Annotated in this window: 11 protein-coding genes and 4 pseudogenes; 11 read left to right on the top strand and 4 right to left on the bottom strand. The window is 71.4% G+C overall.

The window, feature by feature from the left end; all coding sequences use genetic code 11:
• The first annotated feature begins 200 nt into the window (after positions 1 to 200).
• The 7 genes and pseudogenes from recJ (at position 201) to Y694_RS15125 (ending at position 8,332) form a co-directional block, all read left to right on the top strand.
• Positions 201 to 1,945: pseudogene (recJ, locus tag Y694_RS15095) on the top strand (single-stranded-DNA-specific exonuclease RecJ).
• Between the two features lie 465 nt (positions 1,946 to 2,410).
• Complete coding sequence (locus Y694_RS15100; RefSeq protein ID WP_051495810.1) at positions 2,411 to 3,442, top strand: PQQ-dependent sugar dehydrogenase; 1,032 nt, start codon at positions 2,411 to 2,413, stop codon at positions 3,440 to 3,442.
• Positions 3,443 to 3,548: 106 nt separating this feature from the next.
• On the top strand, positions 3,549 to 4,661 hold the full coding sequence (locus tag Y694_RS15105; RefSeq protein WP_152543501.1) for a PQQ-dependent sugar dehydrogenase: 1,113 nt from the start codon (positions 3,549 to 3,551) through the stop codon (positions 4,659 to 4,661).
• 34 nt (positions 4,662 to 4,695) lie between these two features.
• Positions 4,696 to 5,373, top strand: coding sequence for a response regulator (locus Y694_RS15110; RefSeq protein ID WP_011830337.1), 678 nt, complete (start codon positions 4,696 to 4,698; stop codon positions 5,371 to 5,373).
• Positions 5,370 to 6,734, top strand: coding sequence for an ATP-binding protein (locus tag Y694_RS15115; RefSeq protein ID WP_036233946.1), 1,365 nt, complete (start codon positions 5,370 to 5,372; stop codon positions 6,732 to 6,734). The genes Y694_RS15110 and Y694_RS15115 overlap by 4 nt, the downstream gene beginning before the upstream one ends.
• A gap of 69 nt (positions 6,735 to 6,803) precedes the next feature.
• Positions 6,804 to 7,666, top strand: a pseudogene (locus tag Y694_RS15120) (3',5'-nucleoside bisphosphate phosphatase).
• 42 nt (positions 7,667 to 7,708) lie between these two features.
• Positions 7,709 to 8,332: an L-threonylcarbamoyladenylate synthase gene (locus tag Y694_RS15125; protein ID WP_036233948.1), complete on the top strand. Its 624-nt coding sequence runs from the start codon at positions 7,709 to 7,711 to the stop codon at positions 8,330 to 8,332.
• A 21-nt stretch (positions 8,333 to 8,353) separates the two neighbouring features.
• On the opposite strand, the gene Y694_RS15130 is transcribed toward Y694_RS15125, so the two are convergent.
• The 4 genes and pseudogenes from Y694_RS15130 to Y694_RS15140 all read right to left on the bottom strand — a co-directional run bounded on the left by Y694_RS15130 (position 8,354) and on the right by Y694_RS15140 (position 10,229).
• Complete coding sequence (locus tag Y694_RS15130; protein ID WP_036233950.1) at positions 8,354 to 8,728, bottom strand: glutaredoxin family protein; 375 nt, start codon at positions 8,726 to 8,728, stop codon at positions 8,354 to 8,356.
• Complete coding sequence (locus tag Y694_RS15135) at positions 8,725 to 9,084, bottom strand: RidA family protein (RefSeq protein ID WP_036233952.1); 360 nt, start codon at positions 9,082 to 9,084, stop codon at positions 8,725 to 8,727. Before Y694_RS15135 ends, Y694_RS15130 begins: the two co-directional genes overlap by 4 nt.
• Positions 9,081 to 9,712, bottom strand: a pseudogene (gene plsY / locus Y694_RS23565) (glycerol-3-phosphate 1-O-acyltransferase PlsY). The gene Y694_RS15135 and the pseudogene plsY overlap by 4 nt, the downstream one beginning before the upstream one ends.
• A 31-nt stretch (positions 9,713 to 9,743) precedes the next feature.
• Positions 9,744 to 10,229, bottom strand: a complete 486-nt coding sequence (locus Y694_RS15140; protein WP_036233955.1) for an aminoacyl-tRNA deacylase — start codon at positions 10,227 to 10,229, stop codon at positions 9,744 to 9,746.
• 132 nt (positions 10,230 to 10,361) lie between these two features.
• Here Y694_RS15140 and Y694_RS15145 point away from each other — a divergent pair.
• From Y694_RS15145 to Y694_RS15155, 4 genes and pseudogenes are all read left to right on the top strand, one after another.
• Positions 10,362 to 11,122, top strand: a pseudogene (locus tag Y694_RS15145) (2OG-Fe dioxygenase family protein).
• Between the two features lie 98 nt (positions 11,123 to 11,220).
• The gene (locus Y694_RS26020; protein WP_231497710.1) at positions 11,221 to 12,363 is read left to right on the top strand and encodes an ABC transporter transmembrane domain-containing protein; all 1,143 of its coding nucleotides are present in this window, start codon (positions 11,221 to 11,223) and stop codon (positions 12,361 to 12,363) included.
• On the top strand, positions 12,321 to 12,992 hold the full coding sequence (locus Y694_RS26025; protein ID WP_231497711.1) for an ABC transporter ATP-binding protein: 672 nt from the start codon (positions 12,321 to 12,323) through the stop codon (positions 12,990 to 12,992). Before Y694_RS26020 ends, Y694_RS26025 begins: the two co-directional genes overlap by 43 nt.
• Positions 12,989 to 13,478 (top strand): glycosyltransferase family 9 protein (locus Y694_RS15155; RefSeq protein WP_197028797.1); only part of this gene is annotated, 490 nt, incomplete at its 3' end. The genes Y694_RS26025 and Y694_RS15155, both read left to right, overlap by 4 nt.

Raw genomic sequence — 13,478 nt, forward strand, 5'->3', positions numbered from 1 at the left:
GGACGGCGGCCCGCTGCGCGAGGCGCTGGCGCACGCCCGCCGCGGCGAGGCCTTGCGGCTCAGCCTGTGCGGCGAACGGCATGCGCAGGACTTCGTGCTGCGGCCACGCGGCGTCCTGGCCGCGCTGCGCAGTCGCGTCCAAAGGCCCCAGGCGACCCGACTGATGGCTGCTCTCTGAACGGACCGCGACGCGCCCGCCCATGCAGATCGCCGTCCGCGACGTCCCGCCCCGCACCGCCTGGTCGCTTGAACAGGCCGGCGTGTCACCGCTGCTCGCTCGGCTGTTCGCAGCGCGCGGCATCACCGCGGCCGAGCAACTCGACGATTCGCTCGCCCTGCTGCTGCCGCCCACCGCGCTGCTGGGAGCGGCCGATGCGGCCCGCCTGCTGGCCGATGCGACGCAGCAGCGCCGGCGCATCGTCGTGGTGGCCGACTACGACTGCGACGGCGCGACCGCCTGTGCGGTGGCACTGCGCGGGCTGCGCCTGCTCGGCGCCACGCCGGAGACGCTGGGCTACGTGGTGCCCGACCGCCAGGTACATGGCTACGGGCTCACGCCGGCGATCGTCGACCTGGCCTTCGGCGTGTTCGGAGGCCAGGCGCCCGACGTGCTGGTGACGGTGGACAACGGCATCGCCAGCCTCGACGGCGTGGCGCACGCCAAGGCCCGCGGCCTGCAGGTGCTGGTGACCGACCACCACCTGCCGGCGCTCCAGGACGACCGCGTCGTGCTGCCGGCGGCCAACGTGATCGTCAACCCCAACCAGCCCGGCTGCCCGTTCGCGAGCAAGGCGCTGGCCGGCGTCGGCGTGATGTTCTACGTGCTGCTGGCGCTGCGCAGCGAACTTCGCTCCCGCGGCGTGTTCGACGCCGCCGCGCAGCCCCGGCTCGACGCGCTGCTGGACCTGGTGGCGCTGGGCACCGTGGCCGACGTGGTGAAGCTCGATGAGAACAACCGCCGCCTGGTGGCGCAGGGGCTGCGGCGCATCCGCAGCGGGCGCATGCAGCCGGGCGTGCGCGCACTGTTCGATGCAGCGGCCCGCGACCCGGCGCGCGCCAGCGGCTTCGACTTCGGCTTCGCGCTCGGGCCGCGTCTCAACGCGGCCGGGCGCATGGAGAACATGACGCTGGGCATCGAATGCCTGCTGACCGACGACGCCGGCCGCGCGGCGGAACTCGCGCGGCAGCTCGACGCGATCAACCGCGAGCGCCGCGAGGTCGAGAGCGGCATGCGCGAGCAGGCCGAAGCGATGCTCGAAGCGCTGGTCGCACGCGACGACCACGGCGCCGGGGCCGGCGACCCACCGCCCGCGCTGGCGATCTACGACCCCGGCTTCCACGAGGCGTGGTCGGCATCGTCGCCTCGCGTCTGAAAGACCGCAGCCATCGCCCGACTTTCGTGTTCGCGCGCGGCCAGGACGGCCTGCTGAAGGGCTCCGGCCGTTCGATCCCTGGCTTCCACCTGCGCGATGCGCTCGACCTCGTCAGCAAGCGCCACCCCGGACTGCTGCGCCGCTTCGGCGGCCACGCCATGGCGGCCGGCGCCACGCTGGCCGAGGCCGACTTCGCCCGCTTCGAGCGCGCACTGGTCCAGGTGGCCGGCGAATGGCTGGACGCCGCGGCGCTGCAGCGCACGCTGCGCACCGACGGTCCGCTGGGCGCCGAGTACTTCAATGCCGACACCGTGCGGGCGCTCGAAGCCCAAGTGTGGGGCCAGGCCTTCGAGCCGCCGGTGTTCAGCGACCGCGTCGAGGTGGTCTCGCAGCGGCTGGTCGGCGAGAAACACCTGAAACTCTCGGTGCGTCACGGCGGCCTGCTGCGCGACGCCATCTGGTTCGGCCACGCCGAGCCGCTGGCCGACCGGGTGACGCTGGCCTACCAGCTGCGGCTGGACGAATTCAACGGGCGGCAGCGCGTGCAGATGGTGGTCGAGGCGGCGCTTTGAGGCCGGGGACGGATCGCGCCGCAAGCGCAATCCCGATCTGAAAGCACGATGTCAGCTGGCGCTTGTCCGACACGGTGTCGCGGCAACATCCTGCAATACATCGCCCACGTGAAGTGTCATCATCAATTCCGACTTCGATGCCGTCCCGGGCGTTCCGCCCGCGAGGAGACCGCTATGAACACCCGTCACCACAACGACGCGACCTCTCCCGCCCCAGCGTGTCCACCCACCCTGTGAGCCGGTCACCGGCTCCGCTGCACATGCTTTGGGCCGCAGCGGCCCTGAGTCTCGTCTCCGCCTGCGGTGGCGGCGGCGGCGGGGACGACGCACCAGCGCCGCCGACCACGACACCCGCGCCCCCCGCGGGATCCCCCCCCGCCGCCACCGTCGACGCCGCCGCGCGCCACCACGATCAACAACAGCCTGTCGTCGCCCTGGGGCCTGGCCTTTCTGCCAGACGGCCGCATGCTGATCACCCAGAAAAGCGGCGGCATGGTGATCGTCAGCGCTGGCGGCGGCAGCAAGGTCTCAGTGACCGGCGTGCCGTCGGTCGCCACAGGCGGTCAGGGCGGGCTGCTGGACGTCGTGCTCGATCCCGACTTCGCCACCACGCCCTGGATCTACTTCAGCTACTCGGAAGCCGGCGCCGGAAGCGGCTCGAACCCCGCGGGCACCGCCGTGGCACGGGCACAGCTGGTGGGCAACGCCTTGCAGAACCTGACCGTCATCTTCCGTCAGAGCCCGAAGGTCACCGCCAACAACCACTTCGGCGCGCGACTCGCCTTCCGTGTCGACAAGACACTGTTCATCACGCTCGGCGAGCGCCAGACCTATGACTCGGCCAACCTGACCGCCACGCGCGGGGCCCTGTTCGCGCAGGATCTCAGCACGACCCGCGGCAAGGTGGTGCGCATCCAGCGCGACGGATCGCCAGCCACCGGCAACCCCGGCATCGGCAGCGGCGCCGCGGCCGGCCTGCTCTGGAGCTACGGCCACCGCAACCCCCAGGGCGCAGCCATTCACCCGACCACCGGCGATCTGTGGGTCACAGAGCACGGACCGCAAGGCGGCGACGAATTGAACCGCGTCACGTCCGGCGGCAACTACGGTTGGCCGCTGGTCAGCTACGGCTGCGTGTACGGCGCGTCGTATTCCGGCAGCAACAACGGCGCCTGCCGCATCGGCGGCGGCACGCACGCACCGGGCTACAGCGAACCCGCCACCTACTGGGGACCCACGTCGATCGCACCGTCGAGCCTGATGTTCTACACGGGCAGCGGTTTTCCGGAATGGCAAGGCAACGCGCTGCTCGGTGCTCTGGGAACGGACCAAGGGGTGTGGCGCGTGGTCTTGAACGGCAACGCGGTAGCGTCACGCGAACTGCTGTCGATCAGCGGCCTGGCGGGCGAGCGGGTGCGCCTGGTGCGACAAGGCCCTGACGGCTGGCTCTACCTGCTGACCGACAGCGGCAAGCTGATCCGCGTCGACCGGCCTTGACCCGCGGGCGGCAGTGCATCGCGCAACAGCCCCGTGCGGCGGTCGGTGGCCGGGCTGGGGTAGGGTGGCGGATCCGGCCCCGCCGCCCGCTGACCGACCCGCCGCCATGCCCAAGCTGCTCCTCGCGCTCGTCCTCGTCCTCCTCGGTTCGACCGTCTCGGCGCAGGCCCTGCGCCTGACGCCGCTGGCCGGCGGTCTGCAGAACCCCTGGTCCATCGCCTTCCTGCCCGGCTTCGCGGCGCAGGGACGCCTGCTCGTCACCGAGCGCCCCGGCCGGCTGCGCGTGGTCGAGCGCGACGGCAGGCTGTCGGCGCCGATCCAGGGCCTGCCGCCGGTGGTGGCGCGTGGCCAGGGCGGCCTGCTCGACGTGGCGCTGCACCCCGGTTTCGAAAGCAACCAATGGGTCTACTGGAGCTATGCCGAGCCCGCGCCGGCGGGCCGCAGCGGCAACAGCACGGCGGTAGCGCGCGGTCGGCTCGATCTCGCGGCGCTGGCGGTGAAGGATGTGCAGGTGGTGTTCCGGCAGGCGCCGAAGGTCGATTCGAACGCGCATTTCGGTTCCCGGCTGGTGTTCGCGCCCGACGGCACGCTGTTCATCACGCTGGGCGACCGCTACAGCCGGCGCGACGACGCCCAGACCCTCGACACCCACCACGGCAAGGTGGTGCGCATCACCGACGATGGCGGTGTTCCGCCCGACAACCCCTTCGCGAAGCGGCCCGGCGCCCTGCCCGAGATCTGGAGCTACGGCCACCGCAACCTGCAGGGCGCCACGTTGCACCCGACGAGCGGCGCGCTGTGGGTGCACGAGCACGGTCCGCAGGGCGGCGACGAACTCAACATCGCCACGCGCGGCGCCAATCATGGCTGGCCTGTCATCACGCAAGGACGCGAGTACGGCACCGGCTGGAAGATCGGCGACGGCGTCGCGCGCCCCGATGTGGTGCCGGCGCTGACCACCTGGGTGCCGTCGATCGCGCCCAGCGGCATGACCTTCGTCGCCGGTGACCGCTATCCGGCCTGGCGCGGGCAGCTGATGGTCGGCGCACTGAAGGCGCGCGGGCTGGCGCGGCTCGAGCTCGACGGCACGCGGGTCGTGCGCGAGCACCGCCACGAACTCGACCTGCGCGTGCGCGACGTGCGCCAGGGCCCCGACGGCCTGCTGTACGTGCTGAGCGACGACGGCAGCGACGGCCGGATCTGGCGCATCGAGCCCTGAGGTCGCGCGGCCGCCGCCGTGGTATGAACGCGGCATGCGCATCCTGATTGTCGAAGACGACCGCCTGCTCGGCGATGGCCTGGCCGCCGGCCTGCGCTCCCTGGGCTTCGCCGTCGACTGGTTCACCGACGGCGCCCAGGCCGATGCCGCGCTGTCCCACACCCCCTACGACGCCATCGTGCTCGATCTCGGCCTGCCGGGCCGCGACGGCCTCGCCTGGCTGGCGCGCTGGCGCGGCCCGGGTCCCCTGCAGTCGACGCCGGTGCTGGTGCTAACCGCCCGCGACGGCATCGACCACCGCATCGCCGGGCTCGACACCGGCGCCGACGACTACCTCATCAAGCCGATCGAGACCACCGAACTGGCCGCGCGGCTGCGGGCGGTGCTGCGGCGCAGCCAGGGCCGACCACAGCCCCTGTGGCAGCACGGCGCGCTGAGCTACCAGCCGGCGGCCAAGGCTGTGCTCTGGCGCGGCAAGCCGGTCGTGCTGACGGCGCGCGAATGCGCGCTGCTCGAACTGCTGCTGGCGAACCCGCAGCGCGTACTGCCCAAGTCGCTGATCACCGAGAAGCTGTATTCCTTCGAACAGGAGATCGAGAGCAACGCGCTCGAAGTCCACATCCACCACCTGCGCCGCAAGATCGATCCGAAGCTGGTGCGCACGGTACGGGGCATGGGCTACGCCCTCGGCCCGGCAGAGGACCTGGCATGACGCTGCAGCGCCGCATGATGCTGCTGCTGTTGCTCAGCGCACCGCTGGTGTGGACCGGCGGGCTGTTGTTCAGCCTCGACCGCGCCCGCCATGAGATCAACGAGCTGTTCGACACGCAGCTGATCCGCCTGGCGCGCCAGATGCAGTCGACGCTGCCACTGGCGGACATCGACGTGATCGACCTGCCGCCCGCCGGAACGGCCGCACAGGCCGCACTGGGCGATGCCGAACTCGAGGACATGGCCACCGCGGTCTGGAACCGCGACGGGCGGCTGTTGCTGGTGGACCGCGAAGGCGTTCTGCTGCCGCGCCAGCCGGATGCGTCGGGCTTCCACGACATGACGCTGGGCGGGGAGCTGTGGCGCGTCTACTACCTGCAGGCGTCGACGGGTGCGTGGCTGGTCGCCGTCGGCCAGATCATGAGCGAGCGCGATGAGCTCGTCTGGGACCTGATCGCGGGTCAGCTGCTGCCCTGGGCGCTCACCCTGCCCGTCCTGCTGCTGGTGATGGCTGCGGCGGTGCGGCAGGCCCTGAAGCCGGTGCGCACGCTCACCAGCGAGATCGACCGGCGCGCCGCAGACGACCTGCAGCCGCTGCCGGTGAACGACATGCCGAGCGATCTGCAGCCGCTGGTGCGGGCGATGAACACCATGCTGGAGCGCATCGCCGACATGCTCGACCGCGAACGCCGCTTCACCGCCGATGCCGCCCACGAGCTGCGCACCCCGCTGGCCGCGCTGCAGGCGCAATGGGACGCGGCCCGGCTGTCGGTCGGCGCGCCGGCCGAGGCCGACGCCAGCCAGGACAAGATCGGCCGCGGCCTGGCGCGCTTGAGCCGGCTCGTGACCCAGATGCTCGCGATGGCGCGGCTCGATCACGTCCAGAGTCACGCCGCCGGCACGCCGATCGTCTGGTCCGATGTCGTGGAGCAGGTCATCAACGAGGTGCTTCCGCTCGCCGATCGGGAGCGGGTCGAACTGGCCTGCGAGTGGCCCGCGGGCGCAGCCGCTCCCCTGCCTTTGAACGGCGACGCGAGCCTGCTCGCGTCGATGCTCCGCAACCTGATCGAGAACGCGCTGCGCCACACCCCGCCGAACGGCCACGTGACGCTGCGGCTGTCTGCCGATGGCATCGAGGTGCTCGACGAGGGACCTGGCGTGCCGCCAGAACACCTTTCGAGACTGGGCGACCGGTTCTTCCGGCCCCCGGGCGAGGAGACTCCGGGCAGCGGACTGGGCCTGTCGATCGTGCGGCGGATCGCCGAACTGCACGGACTGGCGGTCGACTGGGGGCCGCGCGACGACGCCCCGGGCTTTCGCGTGCGGGTGCGCTGCAAGCCCGCCTCGCTGCGGCCCGCCTGAGCCCGGCGCGCGCCCGCCGCGAGTAGCCCGCCGCCCCTGTCGCCGGGACCGGCTTCCTACAATCACCGTGTGAGCCTCGCCCTCCTCAACGCCGATCTGCACTGCCACTCGAACGTGTCGGACGGCACGCTCGAGCCGGAAGCACTGGCCGCGCGCGCGCAGACGAACGGCGTCGAACTGTGGGCCCTGACCGATCACGACGAGGTGGGCGGCCAGCGGCGCGCCCGCGACGCCGCCCTCGCGCTGGGGCTGCCCTACCTGACCGGCACCGAGATCTCGGTCAGCTTCGCCGGTGTGACGGTGCACATCGTCGGGCTCGGCTTCGAGGCCGACGATGCCGCGCTGGCCGCCGGGCTGGCGGCCACCCGCGGCGGCCGCGAGGCACGTGCGCGCGAGATGGCGGCATCGCTCGCGCAGGCCGGCATCACCGGCGCTACGAAGGCGCGCTGCAGTACGTGGGAAACCCCGAACTGATCTCGCGCACGCACTTCGCTCGCCACCTGGTCGATGCCGGTGTGTGCCCCGACACCAACAGCGTGTTCCGCAAGTACCTCACCGAGGGCAAGCCGGGCTATGTGCCGCACCGCTGGGCGGCGCTGGGCGACGCGGTGCGCTGGATCACGCAGGCCGGCGGCGCCGCGGTCATCGCCCACCCGGGCCGCTACAAGTTCACCCCCACGGAGGAGTACGCGCTGTTCAGCGAGTTCGTGGCCCACGGCGGGCGCGGCGTGGAGGTGGTGACGGGCAGCCACACCACCGCGGAGTACGAGAAGTACGCCGACATGGCAGTGGAGTTCGACCTGCTGGCCTCGCGTGGCAGCGATTTCCATGCCCCGGAGGAAAGCCGCACCGACCTCGGCGCACTGCCGTGGCTGCCGGGTCGACTGACGCCCGTGTGGGAAGCGATCGCCGATCGGGTGCAGCGGCCGTGAGCACCGACCGCGCGGCAGCCGGACACGCCGGCTGAGCCCACCATGTCGCAGTACTTCGAGGTCCATCCCGACAACCCGCAGCCGCGCCTGCTGAAGCAGGCGGTGCAGATCCTGCACGGCGGCGGCATCGCGGCGATCCCCACCGACTCCAGCTACGCGCTGGTGTGCCACCTGGACGACAAGGCCGCCGCCGAGTCGCTGCGCCGCATCCGCGGCGTCGACGACAAGCACCACCTGACGCTGCTGTGCCGCGACCTCAGCGAACTGGCGAACTACGCACGCGTCGACAACCGCCAGTACCGGCTGCTCAAGCTCGGCACCCCCGGGCCCTACACCTTCATCCTCGAGGCGACGAAGGAGGTGCCGCGGCGCGTCTCGCATCCTTCGCGCCGCACGATCGGGCTGCGCGTACCGGCACACGCGGTCACGCAGGCCCTGCTGGAACTGCTGGGTCAGCCGCTGCTCGCCACCACGCTGATCGCGCCGAACGAGACCGAGCCGCTCAACGACCCGCACGAGATCCGTCAACGCTTCGAGAAGCAGTTGCAGGTGGTCGTCGATGCCGGCGCCTGCCCGATGCAGCCGACCACGGTCATCGACCTGAGTGGTGACGAGACCGTGCTGGTTCGAGCGGGGCGCGGCGACCCGGCGGCCCTCGGCCTCTGACCCGGGGGCGTCGCGAACGGCTCAGCGCAAGGCCTGGGCCAGGAGTGCAGGCCGAAAGCCCGTCTGGACCTGACCGCGCACCACCATCGTTGGTGTCGCGTGCGCCGGCAACGCCCGGAACCGTTGCTCACACACCGGATCGCGGTCGATCTCGCACGATTCATAAGGCACCTTCTGCTGCGCCAACCACCGCTTGGCGACATCGCAGTAGCCGCAATACGTGGCGGAGTACATGAAGATGTCTCCGGCCTTCGCCTTCGCCACCACCTCGGCCGTGGCGGCCACATCTTGGTAGTCCTTCCAGGCCCGCCAGGCCGGCCGCGCCATCATGCCGGCAACCAGGGCCAGCACGGCCAGGGTCAGCCAGGTGATGCCCTTGAGACGCTCGCGCTTCACAGCGCCGCCGTGACCACCATCTCGACCTTCCACGCCGGCTTGGCCAGCGTGGCCTGGACGGTGGCACGCGGAGGCGCTTCACCCGCCGGCAACCAAGCCTCCCAGACTTCGTTCAAAGCGGGGAAATCGGCCAGATCGGGGAGGAAGATCTCCACGCGCAGCAGCCGCCGCTTGTCGGTGCCGGCACGGGCCAGCAAGGCGTCGATGGCCGCCAGCACCTGGGCGGTCTGGCCACGGATGTCCTGGCTGGCGTCGGCGGCCACCTGGCCGGCGAGGTAGACGGTGCCGCCCTCGCCGGTGCGGTGAACGGCCATCTCCGACAGGCGGGTGCCGACATCGAAACGTTGAATGCTCATGAGTGTCCTCTGGAAGGTGAAGTCTTCTGTCCCAGCCGGCTCTCGGTGCCGGCGAGCAATTTCCTGATGTTCGCGCCGTGGCGCCAGACGAGCAGCAGCTCATCACCGCAATCGCCAGGGCTGCGGGCCCGGCGCCCCAGATCAGCAGCTGGTAGAAGGGCGCGAAGGCCGCCGCGACGATGGACGCCAGCGACACGTAGCGGAAGAAGGCGACGATGATCACGAAGGTGAGCAGCGTCGCCAGGCCGAGCCAGAGGTTGAGCGCCAGCAGCGCGCCCGCCGCGGTCGCGACGCCCTTGCCGCCCTTGAAGCCGAAGAACACCGGCCACAGGTGGCCGACGAACGCGGACAGGCCGACGAGAGCCGCGCTGCCCTCCTCCAGGCCGTAGGGCGCACCGTAGTGCTCGACCAGCAGCACCGGCAACGCACCCTTCAGCGCATCGAGCAGCAGCGTGGCGATCGCGGCGCCCTTGTGGCCCGAGCGCAGCACGTTGGTCGCGCCGGGGTTGCCGGAACCGTAGCTGCGCGGATCGGACAGACCGGCGGCGCGGCTCACGATGACTGCGAACGACAGCGAGCCCAGCAGGTAGGCCGCGAGCGCGGCAAGCACGGGGAGGAAGGACGCCATGGCGCGTATTCTGCCGCCGCCGGCAACGGCGTCAGCCCGCGCAACGCACGGGCACGGCCCCCAGAAGTTCAGCCGCGCGCCGCGGCTCCAGCCCGACCAGGTAGCCGCGCCGGCCCCCGTTGAGGTAGATCTTCGGCAGCTCCAGCACGCCGGCCTCCACGTAGACCGGCATGGGCTTGCGCGTGCCGAAGGGCGAGGTGCCGCCCACCAGGTAGCCGCTGTGGCGCTGCGCGACCTCTGGCGCACACGGCTCGACCCGCTTGCAGCCGATCTCGCGCGCCAGCGCCTTCAGGCTGACCTGGCGATCGCCGTGCATCAGCACGATCAGCGGCCGGGCCTGCTCGTCCTGCATCACCAGCGTCTTGACGACGTGGTGCTCCTCGACGCCGAGCTGGCGCGCCGACTCGGCCGTGCCGCCACGCTCCACGTAGTCGTACAGGTGCTCGGTGTAGGCCAGCTTCGCGCGCTTCAGCAGCGCGGTGGCCGGCGTCTCGCTGGCGTGGTCTCTGCGGCTCATGCCCGGGAGTCTGCCTGACGCGCGCCGGCACCGCGCCGCGCGACACGATCCTGGGGAAGGAAGGCGTGCGCACCGCATGCTAGATTGCGGCGCCAGCCTGCCGGACCCACGTCTCTACGCCGCCCTCCTGCCATGCACGTCGACATCGAACTGCCCCTCGGCCGCGCCACCGCGCTGCAGCGTCTGCGTGCCCAAGGCTTCTGCGTGCTGACGCCGACCGCGCTGGAGACCCTGACCGGCATGCCGCTCGACGCCTTCGACGCGATGCTGCCGTACTGGGACGAACTGGCTCCGGACCTGCACCTGAAGGACGGCGGCCACTACCGGCACCGCCGCCACGGCTGCTTCATCCAGACCCTGCAGCCCGGCCAGCTTGAGACCGTGCCGCACCGCGCCCACTGGCAACCGACCACCTACAACGCGCTGCACGGCGGCATGGAGCGCTGGTTCGAGCCGCTGTCGAACGAAATGATCCACCTGCCTCGTGGAGCGCCCTGCTCGTCGCGCTCGGCGAGCTGTTCGCCAAGCTGCGCGCGCCGCAGGGAGGCCGCTGGTACATCGAGGCCCATCCTTTCCGCATCGACACCGAAGGGGGCGTCGGCCGCCCGACGCCGGAAGGCGCCCACCGCGATGGCGTCGACTTCGTCGCGGTGGTGTTCATCGGCCGGCAGGGCGTGCGCGGCGGCGAGACCCGGGTGTTCGACGCGGCGGGCCCGCAGGGCGTGCGCTTCACGCTCGAGCAGCCCTGGACCGTGTTGCTGCTCGACGACCAGCAGGTGATCCACGAAAGCACGCCGCTGCTGCCGCTGGACCCCGCCGACCCGGCGGTGCCGGCCCATCGCGACACGCTGGTCCTGACCTACCGCAGCGGCGGCTTCCAGGCGCCGGCCTGAGCGGACACCGGCAGCGCGCCGGGCTGCATCGCCGGGCCGGGCACGGGCGGGGGACCGGCTCGAAACGTGGACAATCGGTCCGCCCTCGACCTTGCGCCGTGACTCCTTCCGATTCCAACATCTACCGTCGCCTGTTCGGCTTCGTCCGCCCGTACTGGCGGATCTTCGCGCTCGGTGTCCTGGCCATGGTCGCCTACGCGGCCACCGAGACGGCGCTGCCCGCGCTGCTGAAGGAACTGCTCGACGGCAGCTTCGTGAACAAGGACCCCTGGGCCATCCACGCGATGCCCTTCCTGATCGTGCTGCTGTTCCTGGTGCGGGGCCTGGCCGACTTCAGCCAGACGGTGGCCCTCCACAGCGTGGCCAACAAGATGCTGGTCGACCTGCGCACCCGCGCCTTCGACAAGCTGCTCAGCCTGCCCACCAGCTATTTCGATGCCCACGCCGGAGCCGCCACCCTCTCGAAGCTGGCCTACGACGCGGCCCAGGTCACGCCGCTGATCACCACCGCACTGATCACCATCGTGCGCGACAGCCTCACGGTGCTCGGGCTGCTGGGCTACATGCTCTACCTGAACTGGCGTCTGTCGCTGGTGTTCTTCACGGTGCTGCCGCTGATCGCCTGGGTGATCCGCGCCGTCAGCCGGCGCCTGCGCGGCCTGAGCCGCGGACAGCAGCGCACCCAGGGCGAGATGACGCGCGTGATGGACGAGGCGATCGGCGCGCACCGCGAGATCAAGGTGTTCGGCGGCGCCGCCTACGAGTCCGAACGCTACGCCCGCGTGGCCCACGAGCTGCGCCACTACACGATGAAGGTGGTCAGCACGGCGGCCGCCAACGGCCCGATCGTGCAGGGCATCGCCGTGCTCGCGCTGGCCGCGATCATCTACTACGCGGCGCTGCAGTCGCAGAACAACCAGATCACGGTCGGCGGCTTCGTCTCCTTCTTCGGCGCGATGGCGCTGCTGCTGGCGCCGCTCAAGCGCCTGTCCAATGTCAACGAGGTGTTGCAGCGCGGCCTGGCCGGCGCCGCGAGCATCTTCGAGATCCTTGACACGCCAGGTGAACCCGATGCCGGCACGCGCACGCTGGCGCGCGCGCAGGGCCGCCTGCAGTTCGAGGGCGTGCGCCTGCGCTACCCGCAGGCCGAGCGCGAGCCCTCGCCGGCATCGACCTCGAGATCCGCCCGGGCGAGACGGTGGCGCTGGTCGGCGCCTCCGGCAGCGGCAAGACCACGCTGATGGCGCTGATCCCGCGCTTCTATGTGCCGGACGCCGGCAGCATCCGCCTCGACGGCATCGACCTGCGCGAGCTCCGGCTGGCCGACCTGCGCGCCAACCTCGCGCTGGTGACGCAGCACACGGTGCTGTTCGACGACACCGTGGCGGCGAACATCGCCTACGGCGCGCAGCGCCACCTGAGCGAGGACGAGATCGTGGCGGCGGCCGAGGCCGCCCACGCGATGGAATTCATCCGCGCGCTGCCGCAGGGCCTGCAGACGCCGGTGGGCGAGAACGGTGCGCGCCTCTCCGGCGGCCAGCGCCAGCGCCTCGCGATCGCGCGCGCCCTGCTGAAGGACGCCCCGGTGCTGCTGCTCGACGAGGCCACCTCGGCGCTCGACACCGAGAGCGAGCGCGCGGTCCAGGCCGCGATCGAGAACCTCAAACGCGGCCGCACCACGGTGATCATCGCGCACCGGCTGTCGACCATCGTCAACGCCGACCGCATCGTGGTGCTGGACCAGGGCCGCATCCACGAGGTCGGAAGCCACGCGGAGCTGCTGGCGCGCGGCGGCATCTACAGTCGCCTGCACCGCCTGCAATTCGCCGACGACGGACTGCCGGCGGCAGGAGAGGCCGCCGGCTCATGAAGCGCATCCTGATCGTGCGGCTGTCGGCGATCGGTGATGTGGTGATGGCCTCGGGGCTGATCCCGGCACTGCGCGCGCTGCACCCCGAGGCCCGCATCGCCTGGCTGGTCGAGCCGGCGGCGGCCCCGCTGCTGGCGCACAACCCGCGCCTCGACGAAGTGATCGTATGGCCGCGCGCCGAGTGGCAGCAGCTGTGGCGCGCGCGCCGCTACGCCGAGCTGTGGCGCCGCTTTTGCGCGTTTCGCCGCGCGCTGCGGGCGCAGCGCTTCGACCTCGCGCTCGACACCCAGGGGCTGCTGAAGAGCGCCCTCTGGTCCTGGCTCAGCGGCGCGCCGCGGCGCCTCAGCCTCATCGGTCGTGAACAGAGCCACCACCTCGCCACCGAGCGCGTCGTCCCGCCGCCCGATACCGGTCCACGCCCCATCGGGGCCGAGTACCGCCACCTCGCCCGGCACCTCGGCGCCGCGGACGGCAGCTTCCGGCTCG

Origin of the sequence: Methylibium sp. T29-B (genome assembly GCF_000576225.1) — a bacterium.
In the GTDB taxonomy this organism is placed as follows: domain Bacteria; phylum Pseudomonadota; class Gammaproteobacteria; order Burkholderiales; family Burkholderiaceae_C; genus Methylibium; species Methylibium petroleiphilum.

What these genes read in the sequence shown, in the direction of transcription:
- Y694_RS15110 (WP_011830337.1), top strand. Translation starts at nt 4,696, where the DNA reads ATGCGCATCCTGATTGTCGAAGACGACCGCCTGCTCGGCGATGGCCTG.
- Y694_RS15115 (WP_036233946.1), top strand. Translation starts at nt 5,370, where the DNA reads ATGACGCTGCAGCGCCGCATGATGCTGCTGCTGTTGCTCAGCGCACCG.
- Y694_RS15135 (WP_036233952.1), bottom strand. Translation starts at nt 9,084, where the DNA reads ATGAGCATTCAACGTTTCGATGTCGGCACCCGCCTGTCGGAGATGGCC.
- Y694_RS15105 (WP_152543501.1), top strand. Translation starts at nt 3,549, where the DNA reads ATGCCCAAGCTGCTCCTCGCGCTCGTCCTCGTCCTCCTCGGTTCGACC.
- Y694_RS15100 (WP_051495810.1), top strand. Translation starts at nt 2,411, where the DNA reads ATGCTGATCACCCAGAAAAGCGGCGGCATGGTGATCGTCAGCGCTGGC.
- Y694_RS15125 (WP_036233948.1), top strand. Translation starts at nt 7,709, where the DNA reads ATGTCGCAGTACTTCGAGGTCCATCCCGACAACCCGCAGCCGCGCCTG.
- Y694_RS15140 (WP_036233955.1), bottom strand. Translation starts at nt 10,229, where the DNA reads ATGAGCCGCAGAGACCACGCCAGCGAGACGCCGGCCACCGCGCTGCTG.